Below are 20,839 nucleotides of genomic sequence, written 5' to 3'. Positions count from 1 at the left end.
GACAACCATCGATGTAGCAGAAAGTTGCATATTCCCTACCGTCGATCAGCCCTCTAGTGTCCATGACCAGCGGCCGTCCATCGACCGACGCCGATCACTGTCGGCGTGCGGCGGGTCGGCACAGCTCCCTCCGCGGCTGCGACCGACGGCCGCACGGGCTCGGGACAGGAGGCGCGATGAGGTCGGGCGACAGCGGGTCCGCGGCACCGGTTCCCGTCTCGGACGGGTCCACGTACCGGTACACCGCCACCCGCCCGGCGACCACCGGGCCGCACCCCGCGGCCGACCCGGGCGGCGCGGCCGGCGGCAGCCGCGACCGGGTGTCCACGGCCGCCCTGGCCGCCGTGGAACTGCTCGACCGCCTGGGCCGCCAGGCACCGGTGCGGGTCCGGGCCGGCGCGGAGGTGCTGGACCTGCCGGTCTGGCCGGCGGACCTGCACCGGATGCCCGGCGACCGGGCGCGCGCCATGGTCCGCGCGTGCGCCGCCGCGCTCGACCACGAGGGCGTCGACCACGTCCTCGTGCTCCTCGACGGAGGCTCGCCGGCACCGTCCGCCGGCGCGCCACCCGTGCTGCTCACCGCCGACGTCACCGACACGACGGTCGCGGTCGTGCTCCGCTGCGCCGCCGACGATCCATGGTCGGCCGACGCCGCCGCCGTGGCGGAGATGTACGCCGAACTGCTCGCCGCCCTGCTCGCCGACCCGGCGTCGCCCACGTCGGCGGCGCCGGCCCTCGGGCCCGCCTCCCGGGCGCTGGTGGAGCGGGCCGGCCGCCGGCACGACGACGGGCCCTTCGTGGCGGTGCCGCGCATGATCGAACACCGCGTCGACCTGCATCCGCAGCGCCGGGCGGTGTCGTTCCGGGGGCGCTCGCTGACCTATCGCGAACTGGACGACCTGGCCAACGGCGTCGCCGCCGCCCTCGCGGGCCGGGGGATCGGGCGGGGCGACGTGGTGCCCGTGCTCCTCGCCGACGGCCTCGAACTTCCCGTCGTCGACCTGGCCCTGATGAAGCTCGGCGCGGCCTTCGTGCCCGTCGACCCCGGCTGGCCGGCGGACCGGCTGCGCGCGTCCCTGGCGGTGATCCGGCCCCGGCTCGCCGTGGTCCGGGGCGGCGACCCGCGTCCCGACACCGGGGGCGTTCCCTGCCTGCCGGTGGACCTCGACGACATCACCCCGACCCGCCGCCGGCCCCGGACGCCCGTCGGCCCGGGCGACCTGATCTACGGCATCTTCACGTCCGGCACCACCGGCGCCCCGAAGTGCGCCGTCAACCGGCACGACGGCATCGCCAACCGGTTCCGGTTCATGACCCGCTACTTCGCGGCCACCGGCGCGGAGGTGGTGCTACAGAACAGCCGGCACACCTTCGACTCGTCGGTGTGGCAGATGTTCTGGCCGCTGACCACCGGCGGCCGGGTGGTGGTGCCCGTCGAGGGCGGCTTCCTCGACGTCGAACGGACCGTCCGCACCATCGCCGACGAGGCCGTCACGATGACCGACTTCGTGCCGAGCGTGCTCGGCGCGCTGGTGTCGGTCCTGGACCGGGACCCGGCGGCCCGCCGCGCCGTCGCCACGCTGCGGCACGTGATCGTCGGCGGCGAGGAGATCGACCCGTGGGCGGTGCACCGCCTGGCCGACCTGGTGCCGGGAGTGTCGGCCACCAACGGGTACGGCCCGACCGAGGCCTCCATCGGCATGGTCTTCCACACCGTCACCCGGTCCGACGGCGACGTCATCCCCATCGGCCGGCCCATCGACAACTGCTACGCGGCGGTGGTGGACGCCGGGCTGCGCCCGCTGCCGCCCGGCGCGACCGGCGAGATCGTCATCGGCGGGGTCTGCCTCGGCGGGGGATACCTCGGCGACCCGGCCCGCACCGCCGAGGTGTTCGTCCCCAATCCGCTGCCCGGCATCCCCGGCACCCGGCTCTACCGCACCGGGGACCTGGGCCGTCTCGCCGCCGACGGTCGACTGCACTTCGTCGGCCGGCGCGACTTCCAGCTCAAGGTGAACGGCGTCCGGATCGAGGCCGGCGAGATCGAGACCGCCGCCACCCGGCTGCCCGGGGTGCGGCAGGCGAAGGTCCTCCTCGCCCGGGAGGGCCGGGGGAAGTCGCTGGCTCTCTTCGTCGCCGCCGACCCGGAGGTGACCGAGCCGGCGCTGCGGGCGCACCTGCGCCGGCTGCTGCCCCGGCCCCACGTGCCCCGGCACGTCGTGGTGCGGGACGCGCTGCCGCTCACCGGCAACGGCAAGGTCGACCGGCGGGCCCTGGAGACCTGGCTCGACCGTACGCTCGCCGAGCGGGCGCGGGCGGCCGCCGCGCGCGCCGAGGCGCGTACGCTGCCGGACCGGGTGCTGGCCGTGTTCCGGACCGTTCTCGGCCGGCCGGACCTCGACCCGGACACCGACTTCCTCGACGCGGGCGGCGACTCGCTCCAGGCGCTCGACGTGGTGACCGCGCTCGGCACCGACCACCACGTCCGGGTCGGCGTCCAGGACCTCTTCGCCCACCCCACCGCCGCCCGGCTCGCCCGGGTGGTCGCGGCGCGCCTGCGCGCGGCCGACCCCGCCGAGACCGAGGCCGAGCTGGTGGAACGCGACGCGGCCGTCCCGGCCGACCTGCCGGTGCGCCCCGTCGCCCGGCGCCGGTCGCCGCGCACCGTCCTGGTCACCGGCGCCACCGGGTTCGTCGGCGCGCGGCTGGTCCACGAACTGCTCGCCACCACCGACGTCCGGGTGCTGTGCCTCGCGCGGGCCGCCGACGACGCCGAGGCCACCGCCCGCGTCGTCCGGGCGTTGGCCGAGCGGGGCCTGTGGCGGCCCGGCCACGGCCTGCGCCTGCACGGCTACGCCGCGGACCTGGCCCGCCCCGCCCTCGGCCTGGACCCGGAGACCTGGGCCCGGCTGGCCCACGACTGCGACCTCGTGCTGCACGCCGGGGCGCTGGTCAACTTCCTGTTCGACTACCGGGCCCACCGCCAGGCGAACGTCCTCGGCACCGCCGAGCTGCTCCGGCTGGCGCTGACCGGCCGGCCGAAGCCGCTGCACCACGTCTCCACCCTCGGCGTCCTCGACACCGAGGCCGCCCGCCGCCCCGACCCGCTGCCGGAAGGGTGCGACCCGGCCCTCGTCGTCCCGCCCACCAGCGGCTACAGCCGGTCGAAGTGGGTGGCGGAGCGGTATCTCGCCGAGGCCCGGCGGCGCGGCGCGACCGTCACCGTGCTGCGTCTCGGGGAGGTGATGCCCGCCGCGGACGACGGGCAGCCCAACCCCCGGGCGCTGACCCACCTGCTGCTGGCCGCCTGCCACCGGCTGCGGATGCGTCCCGACGCGTCGGTCCGCTCCGACTGGACGCCGGTGGACTGGGCCGCGCGGCGGATCGTCGCCGCCGTCGTCGACCCGCGGCTGTGGGGCGGCGCGCTGCACGTCCTGCACCCGGTGAGCGTCGACTTCACCGACCTGCCGCTGGCCGGCGCGGACGCCCTGCCCCGGGTGAGCTGCGTGCGCTTCGTGGCGGCGCTGCGCGAGGCGGCGACCGACGGCGACCGGGCCGCCGCCGTGCTGCTCGCGCTGTTCCCGGCCGGGGCCGGCGCCGACGAGGAGCGGCTGCGGGCGGTCTTCGCGACGCTGCTCACCGACAACCCCCGGCTGTTCCGCCGCGACGGCTGCGCCGAGTTGGAACGGCGCCGGGGCTTCACCGACCACCGGCTCGGGCCGTCCGTCGGCGCCTACCGGGCGTGGCTGGGCGAGCACGAGCGACGGGCGACCGACCGGCTGCTGCTGCCGGCCGGACCAGGGTGACCAGCCGCGCGCGGCGCGGCGATCGGCACGGACGAGGGAGTGGAATGCGATACCGCAGGATGGGTCGGCTCGGCTGGCAGGTCAGCGAGGTCGGGTACGGGATGTGGGGCATCGGCGGGGGACCGGGCGGCTTCACCGGCTGGGACTACGACACCGCGCCGGCCTGCCTGGACGAGGCGGTGGAACGGGGCTGCAACTTCTTCGACACCGCCTGGGTCTACGGGCGGGGCGTCAGCGAACGGTTGCTCGGCGCCCTCGTGCGCCGGCACCCGGACCGCCGGCTCTACCTGGCCACCAAGATCCCGCCGAAGAATCGGGAGTGGCCGCCCGGCCCGCAGGACACCCTGGACGACGTCTTCCCGGCCGACCACATCCGCGAGTACACCCGGCACAGCCTGGAGAACCTCGGCGTGGACCGGATCGACCTGCTCCAGTTCCACGTCTGGGAGGACCGCTGGGCGGCCGACGGCCGCTGGCAGGAGACCGTCGCGGACCTCAAGCGGGAGGGCCTCGTCGACGGCGTCGGGATCAGCGTCAACCGGTGGGAGCCGACGAACTGCCACGCCGCCCTCGACACCGGGCTGATCGACGTCGTCCAGGTCATCTACAACATCTTCGACCAGGCGCCCGAGGACGAGCTGTTCCCCCGCGCGCAGCGCGACGACATCGGGATCATCGCCCGGGTGCCGTTCGACGAGGGGACGCTGACCGGCACGCTGACCGCCGACAGCACGTGGCCGGAGGAGGACTGGCGCAGCACGTACTTCGGCCCGGAGAACCTGCTGCCCAGCGTGGAGCGCGCCGAGCGGCTGGCCGCCGACGTGCCGCCGGGGACGACCATGCCGGAGCTGGCGCTGCGGTTCATCCTGCACCACCCGGCGGTGAGCACGGTGATCCCCGGCATGCGCCGCGTCGAGCACGTCCGCGCCAACCTGGCCGTCAGCGACGGCGCGCCGCTGGACGCCGGGCTGCTCGACACGCTGCGCGACCACCGCTGGGACCGCAAGCCGACCTGGTGGTCCCAGTGAGGCCCGTCCACCACCTCGGCGGCGCGCCGGTCCGGCGGGCGACGCGGTACGGGGCGTCCGCATGCCGGTGATCGCCATGTGGGCGCATCCGCGGGCGCTCTCCACCGCGTTCCTGCGCATGATGATCGCCCGCGGTGACGTGACGGTCGTGCACGAGCCGCTGGTCACCCTCGTCGACGAGGGGCACGTCGACCTGCCCACCGCCGACGGCGGCGCCGTCACCGTGACCGACCCGGCCGACGTCGTCGCGCACCTGACCGGGCTGGGCCGGGACCGGACGGTCTTCGTCAAGGACACCCTCGAGTACCGGTACCGGCACCTGTTCGACGATCCCGAGGCGATCGCCGACGTCACGCACACCTTCATCGTCCGGGAACCGGCCCGCACGATCAGCTCGCACTACGCCATCAAGCCCACGGTGACCTGCCCTGAGATCGGCTTCGAGCACCAGTGGGAGCTGTTCGACCTGGTCCGCCGGACCGCGCGCCGGCCGCCGGTGGTGATCCGGGCCGAGGACCTGCTGCGCCGGCCCGCGGACACGGTGGCGGCCTGGTGCGCCGCCGTGGGGCTGCCGTTCCGGCCGGAGGCGCTGAACTGGGCGCCGGGGGAGCGCGCCGAGTGGCGGCGCACCCGCAAGTGGCACCTCGACGTCGAGCGCACCTCCGGCTTCTCGCCGGTCGCCAAGTCCTTCGCGGTGACCGTCGACAACGACGACACCCTGCGCTCGTACCACGACCATCACCAGCCCTTCTACCAGCGGCTGATCCGGCACGCCATCGCCATCGGGGAGGATTCATGACCACCACCGCCGCGCCGCCCGTGACCGCGTCGTCGACCCTGTCGCCCGGCGAGGTGTTCGCCCGCGCGTACGCCGCCGACCCGGCCGGCGCCGAGGTGCGCTTCGACTACACCATCACGGACGCCTTCCAGCCGACGAAGGAACGCCCCCGGGTGACCGTCCGCAACCTGTTCCGCAAGCGGTCCGTGGGGATGGACCCGGTGCGGTTCTGGTGCGAGGGCCGGCCCGACGTCGGGGAGGCCGCCGCGGTGCACGAGTCCGGCCTGCGCCGCGAGGCGGCCTTCCGGTTCGGCACCGCCTCGGCCGCCGTGCACCCGATCCGCGCCTGGGTACGCATCCCCGAGGAACTCGCCGACGACCCGGAGGCGTTGGCCGTCTTCGTCGACTACCGGCTGCTGGTCCGCCTCGCCACGGCGGAGAACCAGGCGCTGACCATCGGCGAGCACGGCCTGCTGCGGCACCCCGAGATCGGGCGGCTGCCGTACCGGCACGACTGGCTGACCGGCCTGCTCGCCGCCTGCGACGAGATCGAGCAGACCGGTGCCACCCCGCACGCGATGATCGTCAACCCGAGGGACTACTACACCCACCTGCTCGGGCGCGACGCGCTGCTGGCGGACCTGCACCGCAACGGCGTCCTGATCAGCCGTACCCGGATGGTGGCGCCGGGTGAGGCGGTGGTGGGCGACTTCGCGATGGCGGCGCGCCTGCTCGACGCCGGGCGCTCCGCGATCCGCGTGGCGACCCCGCCGCCGGGCACCTTCGCCACCGACGGCCCGGCCGTCTGCGCCGAGATCCACGAGGGCCTGGCCGTGCACCTGCCGACCCACTTCTTCCACGTCGTACCGGCCTAGGAGCGTCACCGCATGACCACGACCGGCGGGAAACTCGCGTTCTACCGGCCCATCGTGCCGCTCTTCGGCGCCATCTTCCTCTGCCTGCTCGGCGTCGGCGCGTCCCTGGCCGTGCTGCCCTTCTACGTCCTCGACGAACTCGACGGCAACCGGGTCGAGGTGGGCGTGGTGATCGCCGCGATCGCGGTCTCCGCCGTGATCGCCCGGCCCGTCGCCGGCCGGCTCGGCGACCGGCACGGGTACCGGACGGTGATGCTGGCCGGGGCGGCCGTGTGCGCGGCCGCCGCCGCGGCCTACCTGGTGGCCGGCAACGTCGGCGTGCTGGTCGGCGTCCGGGTCCTGCACGGCGTGGGGGAGGCGGCCGTCTACACCGCCGGCGCGGCCTGGCTGGTGGCGCTCGCGCCGGCCGACCGGCGGGGCCGCGTCGTCGGCCTGTACGGCATCCACATGTGGCTGGGCATCACGCTCGGCGCGCTGCTCGGCGCGGTGCTGCTGCGCACCTCGGGCGGCTATCCCGCCGTGTGGCTGTTCGCGATCCTGGCGGCGCTGGCCGGGGCCGCGCTCGTCGCCGTCCGCCCCCGGCCGGAGCAGCCGGAACCGAAGGGCCCGGCCGGCATCCTGCCGCGCAGCGCGGTCGCCCCGGGCGTCGCGCTCTCCCTGGCCGGGTTCGGGTACGCCGCACTGGCCGCGTTCGTCGCCCTGCACCTGGCCGACCGGGGCATCGAGAACGGGATCGCCGCGTTCAACGCGTTCGGCTTCACCTATGTCGGGGTCCGGCTGTTCGTGGGCGGGCTGCCCGACCGGCTCGGCGCCGGCCGGGTGGCGGTAGCGTCCGCGCTGGTGGAGGCGGTGGGGCTGCTCCTGGTCGCGGTCGCGCCGAATCTCGTGGTCGCGGTCGTCGGCGGGCTGGTGATCGGCGCCGGGCTCTCGCTGCTCTTCCCGGCGCTGGCCCTGCTCGTGATCAACCGGACCGACCCGGCGCACCAGGGGGCGGCGCTCGGCGCGTTCACGTCGTTCTGGGACCTGGGCCTGGTGGCCGGGGCGCCGCTGGCCGGCCTGGTCGCCAGCGTGGCCGGCTATCCGGCGGTCTTCCAGGTGATGCTGCTGGCGGCGCTGGTGTCGGCGGGCATCTCGGCGTGGACGATGCTGCCCCGTCGCTCGCTCGTCGGCCAGCGACCCGGCCATGCTCCTGAACGCCCGTCAGGTGAAAGGAAGGGCCCCTTCCTAACGCCTGGTGCATAGGAAGGGGCCCTTCCTTTCACCTGACCAGGAGGGGACGCGCGGGTGAGTAGGGGGCGGGGTCGACGGGTGGCGGGGCATCGACCGCCAGCGCGGCGAGCAGCGCGCCCGCCGCGGGCGCCGTCTGGACGCCGTAGCCGCTCAGCCCCGCCAGCCAGAGGAAGTCCGGCGCGTCGGGCGCCGGGCCGATCACCGGCACGTCGTCCGGGGCGGCGGTCCGCAGACCGGCCCAGGCCCGGTGGACCCGGCGGAAGCTCAGCGTGGTCGCCTCCTGCACCCGCTCGGCGCCGATCGCCACGTCGAGGTCGTCGGGGCGGGCGTCCCCGGGCGGCGCCGGGGTGGCGTCGGACGGGGAGACCAGCAGGCGTCCCGACTCCGGCTTGAAGTAGAAGGTGCCGGCCACGTCGTTGACCATCGGCCAGTCCGTCGCCGGGACGCCGGCCGGCGCGTCCACGAGGAAGGCGGTGCGCCGCAGCGGGGTCAGCCCCACCGGTCGTACGCCGGCCGCCGCGGCGACCTCGTCGGCCCAGGCGCCGGCCGCGTTGACGACGACCCGCGCCGTGAACTCGCCGGCGTCGGTGGCGACCCGCCACGCCCCGTCCGCCCGCCGCAGCCGGCGGACCCGGGCGCCGCACATTACCCGGCCGCCGGCCGCGCGGATGCCGCGCAGGTATCCCTGGTGCAGCGCGGCGACGTCGAGGTCTCGGGCGGCCGGCTTCACCATCGCCCGCCGGCACCACCCCGGCCGCACCACCGGGCAGTACGCGGTCACCTCGGCCGGGTCGATCTCGCGGGCCGGCGGGTCCACGTCGGCCCCGTCGCGCAGCGTCGCGTCGAACTCGTCCTCGGCACCCGGCGGGCAGAGGCTGAGCACGCCGCGCGGGGTGAGCAGCGGATGGTCGGCGAATCCCGGCGGCGGGGCGGCGAGAAAGCCCCGGCTGGCCCGGGTCAGCCCGCGCACCACCGGCCCGCCGTAGTACTCGGAGAACAGGGCGGCCGAGCGGCCGGTGGAGTGCTGGCCGGGGACGCGTTCCATCTCGGCCAGCAGCACGCTGCCGTACGCGGCGAGGTGGTGTCCGGCGCTGGCGCCCGCGATGCCCGCGCCGATGACCATATAGTCGATCGTCACTGGATTCGACGGTAGCCGCAGACGCCTCCAGCGACAAGCATCGATGTTGCGTGCGGCCGTCACCGCGCCGCCGGCGAGGCGTACCCGGTGTCCGGCGGGCGGCCCGCCGCCGTGCCGGAGGTGCGACCGTCCTCGTGCCGCACCGCATCGACCCCGGCCCGACCGCCTGTGTCGACCGTTCGGGGCGGACGATCCGCCCGCGCGGCCCGCCGGATCGACGGGTCGCGCGGGCGGGCGCCGGGATGCCCGGTGCCCGCTCAGCGTCGGTGGCCCCGGCGTTCCCGGGTCAGGCGCCGCAGTAGAGCAGGCGGTTCGGCGTGCCGGCGACCACGCCGCTGACGACCCCGGTGGTCGCCCTGCCGGTCAGGTAGGCCGCCACCTGGGCGGGAGTCCAGGTGGGATTGGCCGAGAGGGCGAGCGCGGCGCACCCGGCGACGTGTGCGGCGGCCATCGACCCGCCGCTGAGGGTGGCCACCGCCGTGTCGGTGGCGTGCCAGGTGGAGGTGATGTTGGCGCCGGGGGCGTACAGGTCGAGGCAACTGCCGTAGTTGCCGCTCGGCATCCGGCCGTCGGTAATGGTGGTGCCGGCCACGGTGAGCGCCGCCGGCACCCGGGCGGGAGAGTAGTTGCAGGCGTTGGCGTTCGAGCTGCCGGCCGTGACGACGTAGGTGACGCCGGACGAGATGGACCGGTTCACGGCCGAGTCGAGGGCCGTACTGGCCCCGCCGCCGAGCGCCAGCAGCGCCACCGCCGGCCGGACTGCGTTCGCGGTGACCCAGTCCACCCCGGCGATGACCTGGGAGAAGGTGCCGCTGCCGGCGCAGTTCAGCACCCGCACCGGGCGCAGCTGGACCTCCTTCGCCACCCCGTGCCGCGTGCCGCCGACGGTGCCGGCCAGGTGGGTGCCGTGGCCGTTGCAGTCGTCCGCCGGGCCGCCGTCGACGAGGTCCACCCCCACGCCGGCCCGCCCGCCGAAGTCGGTGTGGGTACGCCGCAGGCCCGTGTCGATGACGTACGCGTGCACGTTGTGCGCGGTGTTCGGGTAGGCGTACCGGCCGTCGAGCGGGAGGCCGCGCTGGTCGATCCGGTCCAGGCCCCAGGACGGCGGGTTGAGCTGGACCCCCGGCCCGACGAGGGTGACCACCCGGTCCCGCTCCACGTACGCCACGGCCGGGTCGGCGGCGAGCCGGCGGGCCGCGCGCTCCGGCAGGCGCGCCGCGAAGCCGGTGAGCGCGTGGCCGTAGACGTGGCCGAGGGCGGCGCCGTAGCGGTCGGCCAGCCGGTCCGCGACGTTCCTGACCGCAACCTGCCGGTCGCCGCCGTGCCGGCCGACGCTGTCGTCCCGGAGCACCACGACGTAGCCGTCGGTCACGGCGTTCGCGTCGTCGGCGTGCCGGATCTCGCCGCCGGAGGCCGCGGTGGCGGGGGTGCCCACGGTGGCGACGAGCGCGGCGGCGAGGGCGAGTACGCCCACCGCGCGGGCCCGCCACCGCCGGGTACGGGGAAGTGTCATGCCGGTCCTCCTCCTGTCGGGCCCGCGCCGGCTCGTGGCCGGACGCGGGGCGGCCTGGCCGTTGAGAGGAGGTTATCGGTTACATAGATCGATCTGAATGGCTGTCGGGATTCGGCTAGCGGTCGGCGAACCGGTAGATCACGAAGTCCTCCTTGGCGCCGCAGACGATCACGCTGGTGTTCCACGAGCACGTCTCGCTGCGTACGTCCTCCAGTTGGCCCATCTCGGTCACCTCGCCCGAGCCGGCCGCCACCCCGGCGACGCTGCGGTCGTCCTCGACCGAGCTGGGCGGATCGGCGAAGACGAGCAGGTTGCCCCCGTCGAGCCGGACCGCCACCCCCTTCCGGTCCCGAAGCACCGCGCGACCGTCCGGGTCGAACAGGGTGCTGACCGATTCCGAGGAGGTCCGCTGGACCAGCAGGTGCTCGCCGAGCGGCACCAGCCGGGTCGCCTCCGGCGCCGGCCAGTGGGCCATCTTCTCCTCGGTCGCCGCCACCACCTCGGTGCTCTCGTCCTCGCCGCCCGTGGTCTCCAGCAGGCAGGCCCGGTGCTTGCCGCAGGGCACCAGCGCCTCCGGCCGCTTGCGGTCGTCCGTGGCCGTGTACAGCACCTTCGGCTGGGCGTCGGTCGTCAGGTCGTACGCCAGCAACTGGTAGCGGGCCTCGTCGCGGGCGACGTAGAGGCGGTCCTCGTGCGCCACCACCAGGTCGTCCTGGTCGGCCACGCCGGCATGGCTGTGGACGATGCGGCCGCTGCCCATGTCGACCACCCGGACGGAACGGTCCGCGCCCACCTGCACGAGCCGGCGGACCTCGCCGCGCCAGGGGTCGCGCGGCGAGCCGTCGACGAAGGCCGGGCCGCCCAGCGCCTCGTCCGTGGTGACCGGGTGGACGCTGGTGCGGGCCCCGCCGTACTCGTCCTGCGGGCTGGGCTGCGTCCACGCCTCCCCGCCGTCGCTCAGGCGCAGCCCGACCAGCCGCTTCTCGGTCTGGTCGACCAGCACCGCGACGTCCTCGCCGAAGAAGACCTCGTCGTTGCCCAGGATCGGCCGGCGCCACCGCTCGGCACCGGAGGCGCCGTCGAGCAGCACCAGGTCCCGGGGGGTGTCGTCGCCGATGGCGTCGGCGAAGGCCACCACCGCGCCGGGCAGCGCGACGATCCGCTCCCACCGCTCGGCGGACGCCCCGGTCTGCTTCCGCCACTCGACCCCGCCGGTGTCGGCGTCGACCGCCACCACCTCCAGCCGCCCGTCGTCGAGCGGGTGCGCGAGGTACGCCCGTCCGCCGAGCACCGCGGTGAACATCGCCTCCGGCCGGTCGTCCCCGGCGGCCACCTGCTCCACCACGGCCACGGCGGCCCGGAACTCCAGGGCGGGGTAGCGGTCCCGGGTCAGGTAGAGCACCGCCGCGGTCACCACGCCGGCGAGGGCGACGACGGCCCCGGCCGCGATCCACAGCGCCCGGCGGCGGGGGAACGCGGGCGCGGCCGGGCCGGCGCCGGGCGGCGGCGACACCGGCGTGCCGGAGACGGGTACGCCCGGCCACGCCGCCGGCGACGCGCCCGACCCGGCGGACAGGCTCGCCGGGGGTACGCCGGGCGCCCATCCGCCCGCCTGAGGCGGCCCGGGCACGCCCGACGGCTGACCGCCATGACCACCGTGCCGGCCGTGTCCGTCGTGACCGCCGTGCTGGCCGTGTCCGGCGGCCGGCGGCGCGCCCGGCACCGGGCTCCCGGGCGGGGCGGCTCCCGGCGGTCCGTACGGCGTGGTCGGGGCCGGCGCGGCGGGCACGGTCGGCGTGGCCGACGCACCCGCGACCAGGGTGGGCGCCAGTCCGGCGGGGATCGCCGGCGTGACGCCCTCCGGCCCGGCGACAACGGTCGGCGTGGGGCCCACGGGCCCGGCGGGCTGGGGCAACGCCGGCCCGGCGGCCTGCTGCGCCGGTATGCCGGACCCGGCCTGCGCCGGGCCCGTAGGCCCGGCCGACGCCGGCGCGGCGGCTGCGTCCTGCGGCGGTGCGGTCGGTCCGGCCGGCGCGACCGGTCCTGGCTGCTGCGCCGGCGCTGGTCCTGGCTGCGGTGGCGCGGCGGATCCGGCCTGCGCGGGCGCGGCGAAGGCGGCGGCGCCGCGGGGGCGTCGGGGCAGGGGCAGGTCGGTGAGCGCCCCCTCGGCGACCGGCAGCTCCGGCTGCTCCAGCACGGTCGGGGCGATGCCCAGCTCGGCGTGCAGGAGCCGGGCCACCATCGGCATCCGGGTGGCGCCGCCGACCAGGAACAGGCCGGCGAGCTGCTGCGGGTCGAGGCCGGCCGCGCCGATCACCTCCCGGGCCACCGTCACCGCCCGGCCCAGCAGCGGCGCGGCCACCCGCTCCAGGTCGGCGCGGGTGAGGGTGACGACGGCCTCCACCCCCGGCACGGCCACCGGCGCGGCCGTCGCGCGGGACAGCATCTCCTTCGCGCCCCGGGCGTTCTCCCAGAGTTCGTGCTGCTCCCGCCGCTGCGTCGCCGACTGCGGGTGGACCAGCCGCTGCCACTGCGCCGGATGGTCGCCCGCGACCAGCTCGCCGAGCCGGCCCAGCAGCGCCGCGTCGACGTCCAGGCCGCCGAGGTCGTCGGCGCCGCCCGCGGCGACCACGCTGAACCCCGAGTCGCCCCACGGGTCGGCGCCCTCGTTGCGGAGCACGGCGACGTCCAGGGTGCCGGCGCCGAAGTCGAACACGGCGATCGCCCCGCCCACCGGCACCGGCCGGCGCAGCACCTGGGTGTAGTAGCGGGCGGCGGCGACCGGCTCCCGCAGCAGCCGAGTGCCCGGTGGGGTGGGGCCGGAAAGCGTGTGCTCGGCCGCCGACGGCCACCCGGCCACGGCCAGGGCGTCGGCGAGCACCTGCCGCCGGGCCGCGTCCCAGGTCGCCGGGCAGGTGAGCACCGCCGGGGGCAGAAAGCCGACCGCCTCGACGGCCGCCCGGGCCACCGCGTGCAGCGTCGCGGCCAGCAGTTCGGCCGGCGGATACCGGCGGTCGCCCAGCGACACCCCCGGCTCGTCGATGCGCCGCTTCGGGTTGGGCTCGTACCGGCCCGGATCGGTGCGGGCCAGCCGCTGGGCGTCCCGGCCGGCGTGCAGCAGCCCGTCCGCGTCGGCGTACACGCCCGAGGGGATGATCGGCTGGCCGTCCACCAGCAGCGGGCGGGTGTGCCCGTCCGGCCGGCGCAGCACGGCGACGGTGTGCGACGTGCCGAGGTCGACGCCGAGGGCGTACCCCTCGTGCTGGCCTGCCATCTGCCGATACCTCCGCGGGACGAGGGGATGCCCGGCCCCGCATGGTACGCAGCAGCCGCACCGGCGCCGATCTCGCCCCGAGGCCGCCGGCGCGGCGGGCCGTCGCGCGGCTACAGGCCGGCGCTGCCGCCCATGACCACGCCGGTTGCCGTCATTCCGCCAGGTAGCCGGTAGCGGGATCGATCTGGGCGAGGAAGTCGCGGATGGCCTCCTCCATCTCGGGCCGGCTCATCGCGGAGCCGTCAGACCGGGAAAGGCCAAAGCCGTAGTCGTGCGGCCCACTGAGCCAGTCGAAGTCGTACGTGCCGGGCTCCCCGACGCGTACGCGAACACGGAAGTCCTGCCCGTCGACCGTCACCATGATGGGATCACCGGCATAGCCGGGCCGCAGGTGCTCGGGCGCCAGGCCCGGCTCCGGCTCGCTGGACATGGCTGCTTTCTATCGCTTTCCCCGCCGGGACGTGCTGGCGATTCGGAAAAGGGGCTGGGACGAGAACGGCCCAGGCTCGGCGGCAACGCCGCTGACCTGGCCGGAGTTCGTGGAGCGGGCGACGGGAATCGAACCCGCACCGTCAGTTTGGAAGACTGAAGCTCTGCCATTGAGCTACGCCCGCGTGCGCCCCGACGTTGCGGGACGCGCCGACAGCGTACCCAATGGCCCACCCCGTCCGCTCAGCCGTATCCCGGCGCGGCGCGTGCCGTCGCCCGGTGCAGGGGTGGCCGGCGCACGCGGTGTCCGGTTGGTCCCCGTTCGGCGCGTTGGGTGACGCCCCGGCACGTCGCGCGGGCCGCGACCGCATAGACTGCTCGTCGCCACGGGGTGTGGCGCAGCTTGGTAGCGCACTCGCTTTGGGAGCGAGGGGCCGTGGGTTCAAATCCCGCCACCCCGACTGTCGTCCGCGGCCGGTCGCCGGGGTCGCCCTCCGCGCGGTCCCCGGCCGCTGCCGGTGCGCCCGGCCGGCTCGCCTACACTCGATGGGCTTATCACGCCCAGACTAAAACCGAGATCCGTCAAGGAGTACGCCTGTGAAGAGCACCGTCGAGACTCTGAGCCCGACGCGCGTGCGGCTCGCCATCGAGGTGCCGTTCGTCGAGCTCGAGCCGAGCCTCAAGAAGGCGTACCGGGAGATCGGGCAGCAGGTCCAGGTTCCCGGCTTCCGCAAGGGCAAGGTTCCGGCGGCCGTGATCGACCAGCGGGTCGGCCGGGGCACCGTCCTCAACGAGGCGGTCCAGGAGGCCATCCCGCAGAACATCCTCGCCGCCGTCCGCGAGCACGACCTGAAGACGCTCGGCCGCCCCGAGGTCGAGATCACCGAGTTCAACGACGGTGACTCGCTGAACTTCACCGCCGAGGTCGACGTCCGCCCGGAGATCACCCTGCCGGACCCGGCCACCATCGAGGTGACCGTCGACGAGCTGCAGATCGACGACAGCGAGATCGACGAGCAGGTGAAGAACCTGCGCGAGCGCTTCGCCACCCTGAAGACCGTAGAGCGGGCCGCCCAGGAGGGCGACTACGTCCAGATCGACCTGAACGCGACCGTCGACGGCGAGGACGTGCCGGGCGGCCAGGCGAGCAACATCTCCCACGAGGTCGGCAGCAAGCAGCTCCTCCCGGGCCTGGACGAGGCCGTCGTCGGCCTGTCCGCCGGCGAGAGCACCTCCTTCACCACCCAGCTCGTCGGCGGCGACTTCGCCGGCCGCGACGCCGAGGTGGCGGTGACCGTCCGCACGGTCAAGGAGAAGGAGCTGCCGGAGCTCAACGACGAGTTCGCCCAGATGGCGAGCGAGTTCGACAGCATCGAGGAGCTGCGCGGGGACCTGCGCGAGCGGGTCACCCGGGGCAAGCGGGTCGAGCAGATCTACGCCGCCCGCGACAAGGCCCTGGAGCAGCTCGTCGCCGCCGCCGAGGTGCCGGCGCCGGAGGGGGTCGTCCGCGAGGAGGTCGAGAGCCGCAAGCAGGCGATGGTCGACCAGCTCGAGCGCATCGGGGCCTCCCTGGAGGAATACCTGGCGGCCGAGGAGAAGACCGAGGAGCAGATCGACGCCGAGCTGACCGAGGCGGCGACCGAGGGCGTCAAGATCCAGCTGCTGCTGGACACCCTCGCCGACGCCGAGGAGGTCCAGGTCAGCGACGACGAGTTCGGCCACGAGATCGTGCACCGGGCCCAGCGCGCCGGGATGGCCCCGCAGCAGTACTACGACCAGCTGGTCCGCTCCGGCGCGGCCGGCGCCGTCTTCGGGGACGTGCGGCGCGGCAAGGCCCTGGCCTCGGTCATGGAGCGCATCAAGATCAAGGACTCGGCCGGCAACGAGGTGACGCTCGACGCCCTCCGCGCCGAGAGCGAGGCCGAGCACAACCACGAGCACTGATCGTCGGGTGAGGCCGCCGTCCGCCGCCTGCGGTGGGCGGCGGCCCGATCCCTTTTCGGGGTACGTCTCCAGGGCTGCGCTGTTAGCGAACACTGCCCGGACCGGGACTCTGCCACCCGGCTGAGCGGTTAGTGTCGGGTAGGACGGTACGGAGAGCGAAGGGCTGCCATGACCGACATGCACATGCAAGCGATGCCGCTCCGGGCGATCGAGGCCCGCGGTGGCGACAACATTGGCAACCTCGATGACTCGGTCTACAACCGGTTGCTCAAGGAGCGGATCATCTTCCTGGGCAGCGAGGTGACCGACCAGGTCGCCAACCGCATCTGCGCGCAGCTCCTGCTGCTCGCCGCGGAGGACCCGGACCGCGACATCAACCTGTGGATCAACTCGCCCGGTGGCTCGGTCTACTCGGGCATGGCGATCTACGACACCATGCAGTTCATCGACAACGACGTGTCGACCGTGGCGATGGGCATGGCGGCCTCGATGGGCCAGCTGCTGCTCTGCGCCGGCACCAAGGGCAAGCGTTACGCCCTGCCGCACGCGCGGATCATGATGCACCAGCCGTCCGGCGGCATGGGCGGCACGGCGTCGGACATCGCCATCCAGGCGGAGCAGATGCTCTACACCAAGCGGATGTTCCAGGAGCGGGTCGCCTTCCACACCGGGCAGAGCCAGGCGCAGATCGAGGCGGATTCCGACCGCGACCGCTGGTTCACCGCCCAGGAGGCCACGGACTACGGCTTCATCGACAAGGTGATCACCGGAGCCACGCAGGTTCCGGAAGGCGCCGGGACCCTGAGCTGAGGAGCTGACGATGACCGACCTGAGCCTGCCGCCGCAGTTCGCGGCCGTGCACAACCGCTACGTCCTGCCGTCGTTCGTCGAGCGCACGTCGTACGGGGTCAAGGAGTCGAACCCGTACAACAAGCTCTTCGAGGACCGGATCATCTTCCTCGGCGTCCAGGTCGACGACGCGTCGGCCAACGACGTGATGGCGCAGCTGCTGACGCTCGAGGGCACCGACCCGGACCGCGACATCATCATGTACATCAACTCGCCGGGTGGTTCGTTCACCGCCATGACGGCGATCTACGACACCATGCAGTATGTCCGGCCGGACATCCAGACGGTCTGCCTCGGCCAGGCCGCGAGCGCCGCGGCCGTGCTGCTGGCCGCCGGCACCCCGGGCAAGCGCATGGCGCTGCCGAACTCGCGGATCATCATTCACCAGCCGGCCACCGAGGGCGGCTACGGGCAGGGCTCGGACATCGAGATCCAGGCCCGGGAGATCCTGCGGATGCGGACCCAGCTCGAGGAGATGCTCTCCCGGCACTGCAACCAGCCGATGGAGAAGGTTCGCAAGGACATCGACCGCGACAAGATCATGACGGCCGAGGAGTCCCGGGAGTACGGGCTGGTGGACACCATCCTCACCAGCCGCAAGAAGGGCCTGCTGGCGGCCAACGCCGCCAGCTGAGCAGTTTCACGTCGAGGTCGGCCGGGAGTCCGCTCCCGGCCGACCGTCTGACACACCCGTTTTGGGGGTCGGAGAAAACTCCGCCAGCGGGTAACGTCGGGTCTGTACCGCTCCGCCGGTCCTCCGGCTGGGTGAACGAGGCGGGCGGCGTACCGTCCGCAGGTCAGGGCCGGGTCTCCGGCCGATGAGTGCAGGGAGAACGTAGGTGGCACGGATCGGTGACGGCGGCGACCTACTGAAATGCTCCTTCTGCGGCAAGTCGCAGAAGCAGGTCAAGAAGCTCATCGCGGGCCCAGGGGTCTACATCTGCGACGAGTGCATCGATCTCTGCAACGAGATCATCGAGGAGGAGTTGGCCGAGTCCGGCGAGGTGAAGTGGGAAGAGCTTCCCAAGCCGATGGAGATCTGCCAGTTCCTCGACAACTACGTGGTCGGGCAGGACCAGGCCAAGAAGGCGCTCGCCGTCGCGGTCTACAACCACTACAAGCGGATCCAGGCCGATGCGGCCGGCGCGCCGGGTTCCGGCAGCGACGCCGTCGAGCTGGCCAAGTCCAACATTCTGCTGCTCGGCCCGACGGGGTGCGGCAAGACCCACCTGGCGCAGACGCTGGCGCGGATGCTGAACGTGCCGTTCGCCATCGCCGACGCCACCGCGCTCACCGAGGCCGGCTACGTGGGCGAGGACGTGGAGAACATCCTCCTCAAGCTGATCCAGGCGGCGGACTACGACATCAAGCGCGCCGAGACCGGCATCATCTACATCGACGAGGTCGACAAGATCGCCCGCAAGTCGGAGAACCCGTCGATCACACGGGACGTCTCCGGCGAGGGTGTCCAGCAGGCGCTGCTCAAGATGCTGGAAGGCACGGTGGCCAACGTGCCGCCGCAGGGCGGGCGCAAGCACCCGCACCAGGAGTTCATCCAGATCGACACCACCAACGTGCTGTTCATCTGCGGCGGTGCCTTCGCCGGGCTCGACCAGATCATCGAGGCCCGCACCGGCCACGGCGGCACGGGCTTCGGCGCCCGGCTCCGGTCGGTCAGCGAGCGGTCGACCGACGACATCTTCAGCCAGGTCATGCCGGAGGACATGCTGAAGTTCGGGCTGATCCCCGAGTTCATCGGCCGGCTCCCGGTGATCACCAACGTGCGCAGCCTGGACCGCACCGCGCTGGTGCGCATCCTCACCGAGCCGCGCAACGCCCTCGTCCGGCAGTACCAGCGCCTCTTCGAGCTCGACGGCGTCGAGCTGGAGTTCGAGGAGCCGGCGCTGGAGGCGATCGCCGACCAGGCGATGCTGCGCGGCACCGGCGCCCGCGGCCTGCGCGCGATCATGGAAGAGGTCCTGCTCTCCGTGATGTACGAGGTGCCGAGCAACCCCGACGCCGCGCGGGTGCTGATCACCCGCGAGGTGGTCCTGGAGAACGTGAACCCGACGATCGTGCCCCGCGAGTTCACCGGCCGCCGTGCCCGGCGGGACCGCGAGGAGAAGTCGGCCTGAACCACCGCCACCGCCACCGCGCCCCCTCCGCCGAGGTCGGGCGCGGTCGGCGTTTCCAGGGGGCGGTGAGCGTCGGCAGCGGATGAGGCGTGACCGGGGCGCAGTGTTCGACGGTTGCCGCTGTCGCGCCGTGGCCCGGTCCGGTCGTACGCTGATTCCCATGCGTGTCGCCGTCTGCCAGCTCAACGCCCGGGACGACCGTAAGGCCAACCTCGCGGCCGCCGAGGCCCTGCTGGAGCGTGCGGCCGCGGCCGGCGCGGACGTCGCCCTCCTGCCGGAGTACGTCGACTACCTCGGCCCCGCCGCCGGGCTGCCCGAGCCGGAGCCGGTGGACGGCGAGGTGGGGCAGTTCTTCGCCGGCGTCGCGCGCCGGCTGGGCATCTGGGTGATCGCCGGGTCGATCCACGAGCGCGGGCCGGACGCGGCCCGCACCTGGAACACCACCCTGGTCCTCGACCGCTCCGGAGCGCTCGCGGCCACCTACCGCAAGATCCATCTGTACGACGTGGAGATCCCCGGCCGGGTCTCCTACCTGGAGTCCGCCACCGTCGCCCCCGGCGACCAGCCGGTGGTGGTCGACGTCGAGGGGCTCCGTGTCGGACTGTCGATCTGCTACGACCTCCGCTTCCCGGAGCTGTACCGGCAGCTCGCCACGGACGGCGGCGCCCAGTTGCTGGTGGTGCCGGCGGCCTTCATGCTGCACACCGGGCGGGACCACTGGGAGGTGCTGCTGCGCGCGCGGGCGATCGAGAACCAGTGTTTCGTCGCCGCGGCGGGGCAGACCGGCGACCACGACCCGGGCCGGACCTGCTTCGGGCGCAGCATGGTGGTCGATCCGTGGGGGACGGTGCTCACCCAGGTGCCCGACGGCCCGGGTGTCGCCGTCGCCGACCTCGATCTCGACCGGCTGCGGACCATCCGTGCCGAGTTGCCGAGCCTGGCGAATCGGCGCCTGTAGGACCTCAGCCCTGCAGCAGCACGCCCACCACGGCGAAGCCGGCGATCGCCGCGGCCGTGACGAGGAGGGCCGTCGTCATCCGGGACCGCCCCCGTCGGGCCAGCCGTGCCACCGACACCACCAGGACGAAGAGCACGAAGGCGCCGATGACCAACTGCCAGAACGGCAGCAGCAGCCCGAGCAGCGCGTCCTCGGCGAGCACCGCCGGCCGGGGGCGGGTGAGGTCGTCCATGACGAACACTCTGGCACGGCGGAGCCCCGTGCGGACCCTGTGCCGCCATCACGAATGCGGGACCCCTCCGCCGGCGAATCCGGGCAGTGACCGACGCTGATTTGCCTTCCCGGGGCAGTCCGCGTAACTTTCTCTCTGCACGCGGGAGGCCGGACAAACCGGCTGACAACGGGCACCAGGCTCGTGGCGGAGACGCCGAGCGAGACTGGGGATCGGGCGGTGCGAAGACACTCCGAGGCGGGGTTGTGATCGCGAGACTGACCGGGTAGAGTGCTGAAGCCGGCAGGAGCCGGGCGGATAGCCGCAGAGCGGCGATCGGCCGGTCTGCGGTTTCCCACGACGGAAGCGACCGCCGTTACGGCGTGCGTCATCGTGGATCTGGAACACCGAACGTTGATCATCTCGGACACGAGGTTGACAACGGGAAGTGAGCCGAGTAAGTTAGAGGAGTTGCCCCAAGCGGGATCCCACGACGTGGGACGCCTGAGTGGTGTGTGGTTGTTCTTTGAGAACTCAACAGGGTGCTTGATAAGCCAGTGCCAAATTGATTTATATCCCGGGACTGGTCAGGCCTATTGGTTTGGCTGGTTTTGGATTCCTTTGGCAACACATGTTGTCGGGATGACTGTTTCAACAGGTTTTTGTTGGAG

15 protein-coding genes and 2 tRNA genes are annotated in these 20,839 nt (G+C 73.7%); 11 read left to right on the top strand and 6 right to left on the bottom strand.

Annotation, left to right across the window (positions count from 1 at the left end):
- Positions 1–176: 176 nt before the first annotated feature.
- The 5 genes from ACZ6Q9_RS03630 (at position 177) to ACZ6Q9_RS03610 (ending at position 7,729) form a co-directional block, all read left to right on the top strand.
- Complete coding sequence (locus tag ACZ6Q9_RS03630; RefSeq protein ID WP_396827612.1) at positions 177–3,806, top strand: amino acid adenylation domain-containing protein; 3,630 nt, start codon at positions 177–179, stop codon at positions 3,804–3,806.
- A gap of 44 nt (positions 3,807–3,850) precedes the next feature.
- Complete coding sequence (locus ACZ6Q9_RS03625; protein ID WP_393451397.1) at positions 3,851–4,834, top strand: aldo/keto reductase; 984 nt, start codon at positions 3,851–3,853, stop codon at positions 4,832–4,834.
- Between the two features lie 61 nt (positions 4,835–4,895).
- Positions 4,896–5,633, top strand: coding sequence for a sulfotransferase-like domain-containing protein (locus ACZ6Q9_RS03620; RefSeq protein WP_393451400.1), 738 nt, complete (start codon positions 4,896–4,898; stop codon positions 5,631–5,633).
- Complete coding sequence (locus ACZ6Q9_RS03615) at positions 5,630–6,487, top strand: family 3 encapsulin nanocompartment shell protein (RefSeq protein WP_396827609.1); 858 nt, start codon at positions 5,630–5,632, stop codon at positions 6,485–6,487. The genes ACZ6Q9_RS03620 and ACZ6Q9_RS03615 overlap by 4 nt, the downstream gene beginning before the upstream one ends.
- Positions 6,488–6,499: 12 nt before the next feature.
- Positions 6,500–7,729, top strand: a complete 1,230-nt coding sequence (locus tag ACZ6Q9_RS03610) for an MFS transporter (RefSeq protein WP_393451406.1) — start codon at positions 6,500–6,502, stop codon at positions 7,727–7,729.
- Between the two features lie 16 nt (positions 7,730–7,745).
- Here the strand turns inward: ACZ6Q9_RS03610 and ACZ6Q9_RS03605 are convergent, their stop codons facing one another.
- From ACZ6Q9_RS03605 to ACZ6Q9_RS03585, 5 genes are all read right to left on the bottom strand, one after another.
- Positions 7,746–8,855 carry an NAD(P)/FAD-dependent oxidoreductase gene (locus ACZ6Q9_RS03605; RefSeq protein WP_393260686.1) on the bottom strand — a complete coding sequence of 370 codons (1,110 nt, stop codon included), beginning with the start codon at positions 8,853–8,855 and terminating at the stop codon, positions 7,746–7,748.
- Between the two features lie 286 nt (positions 8,856–9,141).
- A complete protein-coding gene (locus ACZ6Q9_RS03600) occupies positions 9,142–10,368 on the bottom strand; it encodes a S8 family peptidase (RefSeq protein WP_396827606.1) in 1,227 nt (408 codons plus the stop codon).
- 115 nt (positions 10,369–10,483) lie between these two features.
- A complete protein-coding gene (locus ACZ6Q9_RS03595) occupies positions 10,484–13,642 on the bottom strand; it encodes an Hsp70 family protein (protein WP_396827604.1) in 3,159 nt (1,052 codons plus the stop codon).
- A 151-nt stretch (positions 13,643–13,793) separates the two neighbouring features.
- Entirely contained in the window at positions 13,794–14,072 is a 279-nt protein-coding gene (locus ACZ6Q9_RS03590; RefSeq protein WP_396827602.1) for a hypothetical protein, read from the bottom strand.
- A 110-nt stretch (positions 14,073–14,182) separates the two neighbouring features.
- A tRNA-Gly gene (locus ACZ6Q9_RS03585) sits at positions 14,183–14,256 on the bottom strand.
- 202 nt (positions 14,257–14,458) lie between these two features.
- On the opposite strand from ACZ6Q9_RS03585, the gene ACZ6Q9_RS03580 reads away from it, so the two are divergent.
- From ACZ6Q9_RS03580 to ACZ6Q9_RS03555, 6 genes are all read left to right on the top strand, one after another.
- Positions 14,459–14,532, top strand: a tRNA-Pro gene (locus ACZ6Q9_RS03580).
- Positions 14,533–14,668: 136 nt separating this feature from the next.
- The gene (gene tig / locus ACZ6Q9_RS03575; RefSeq protein WP_396827601.1) at positions 14,669–16,015 is read left to right on the top strand and encodes a trigger factor; all 1,347 of its coding nucleotides are present in this window, start codon (positions 14,669–14,671) and stop codon (positions 16,013–16,015) included.
- Positions 16,016–16,183: 168 nt separating this feature from the next.
- A complete protein-coding gene (locus ACZ6Q9_RS03570) occupies positions 16,184–16,825 on the top strand; it encodes an ATP-dependent Clp protease proteolytic subunit (RefSeq protein WP_350685012.1) in 642 nt (213 codons plus the stop codon).
- A 10-nt stretch (positions 16,826–16,835) separates the two neighbouring features.
- Positions 16,836–17,498: an ATP-dependent Clp protease proteolytic subunit gene (locus ACZ6Q9_RS03565; RefSeq protein ID WP_357462851.1), complete on the top strand. Its 663-nt coding sequence runs from the start codon at positions 16,836–16,838 to the stop codon at positions 17,496–17,498.
- 205 nt (positions 17,499–17,703) lie between these two features.
- Positions 17,704–18,999, top strand: coding sequence for an ATP-dependent Clp protease ATP-binding subunit ClpX (clpX, locus tag ACZ6Q9_RS03560; RefSeq protein ID WP_350708380.1), 1,296 nt, complete (start codon positions 17,704–17,706; stop codon positions 18,997–18,999).
- Between the two features lie 160 nt (positions 19,000–19,159).
- Positions 19,160–19,957 carry a carbon-nitrogen hydrolase family protein gene (locus ACZ6Q9_RS03555; RefSeq protein WP_393271226.1) on the top strand — a complete coding sequence of 266 codons (798 nt, stop codon included), beginning with the start codon at positions 19,160–19,162 and terminating at the stop codon, positions 19,955–19,957.
- Between the two features lie 4 nt (positions 19,958–19,961).
- Here ACZ6Q9_RS03555 and ACZ6Q9_RS03550 read toward each other — a convergent pair whose 3' ends face one another.
- Positions 19,962–20,189 carry a hypothetical protein gene (locus ACZ6Q9_RS03550; RefSeq protein ID WP_350708377.1) on the bottom strand — a complete coding sequence of 76 codons (228 nt, stop codon included), beginning with the start codon at positions 20,187–20,189 and terminating at the stop codon, positions 19,962–19,964.
- Positions 20,190–20,839: the final 650 nt, after the last annotated feature.

This window comes from Micromonospora sp. NPDC049139 (assembly GCF_055586845.1).
The sequence above is the reverse complement of the archived record's forward strand: the minus strand, read 5'-3'. Positions and strand labels throughout refer to the sequence as shown.

Bases quoted from the DNA above. Each gene is read 5' to 3' on its own strand.
- ACZ6Q9_RS03630 (WP_396827612.1), top strand. From the start codon at position 177: ATGAGGTCGGGCGACAGCGGGTCCGCGGCACCGGTTCCCGTCTCGGAC.
- ACZ6Q9_RS03625 (WP_393451397.1), top strand. From the start codon at position 3,851: ATGCGATACCGCAGGATGGGTCGGCTCGGCTGGCAGGTCAGCGAGGTC.
- ACZ6Q9_RS03620 (WP_393451400.1), top strand. From the start codon at position 4,896: ATGCCGGTGATCGCCATGTGGGCGCATCCGCGGGCGCTCTCCACCGCG.
- ACZ6Q9_RS03615 (WP_396827609.1), top strand. From the start codon at position 5,630: ATGACCACCACCGCCGCGCCGCCCGTGACCGCGTCGTCGACCCTGTCG.
- ACZ6Q9_RS03610 (WP_393451406.1), top strand. From the start codon at position 6,500: ATGACCACGACCGGCGGGAAACTCGCGTTCTACCGGCCCATCGTGCCG.
- ACZ6Q9_RS03600 (WP_396827606.1), bottom strand. From the start codon at position 10,368: ATGACACTTCCCCGTACCCGGCGGTGGCGGGCCCGCGCGGTGGGCGTA.
- ACZ6Q9_RS03595 (WP_396827604.1), bottom strand. From the start codon at position 13,642: ATGGCAGGCCAGCACGAGGGGTACGCCCTCGGCGTCGACCTCGGCACG.
- ACZ6Q9_RS03590 (WP_396827602.1), bottom strand. From the start codon at position 14,072: ATGTCCAGCGAGCCGGAGCCGGGCCTGGCGCCCGAGCACCTGCGGCCC.
- ACZ6Q9_RS03570 (WP_350685012.1), top strand. From the start codon at position 16,184: ATGACCGACATGCACATGCAAGCGATGCCGCTCCGGGCGATCGAGGCC.
- ACZ6Q9_RS03565 (WP_357462851.1), top strand. From the start codon at position 16,836: ATGACCGACCTGAGCCTGCCGCCGCAGTTCGCGGCCGTGCACAACCGC.
- ACZ6Q9_RS03555 (WP_393271226.1), top strand. From the start codon at position 19,160: ATGCGTGTCGCCGTCTGCCAGCTCAACGCCCGGGACGACCGTAAGGCC.
- ACZ6Q9_RS03550 (WP_350708377.1), bottom strand. From the start codon at position 20,189: ATGGACGACCTCACCCGCCCCCGGCCGGCGGTGCTCGCCGAGGACGCG.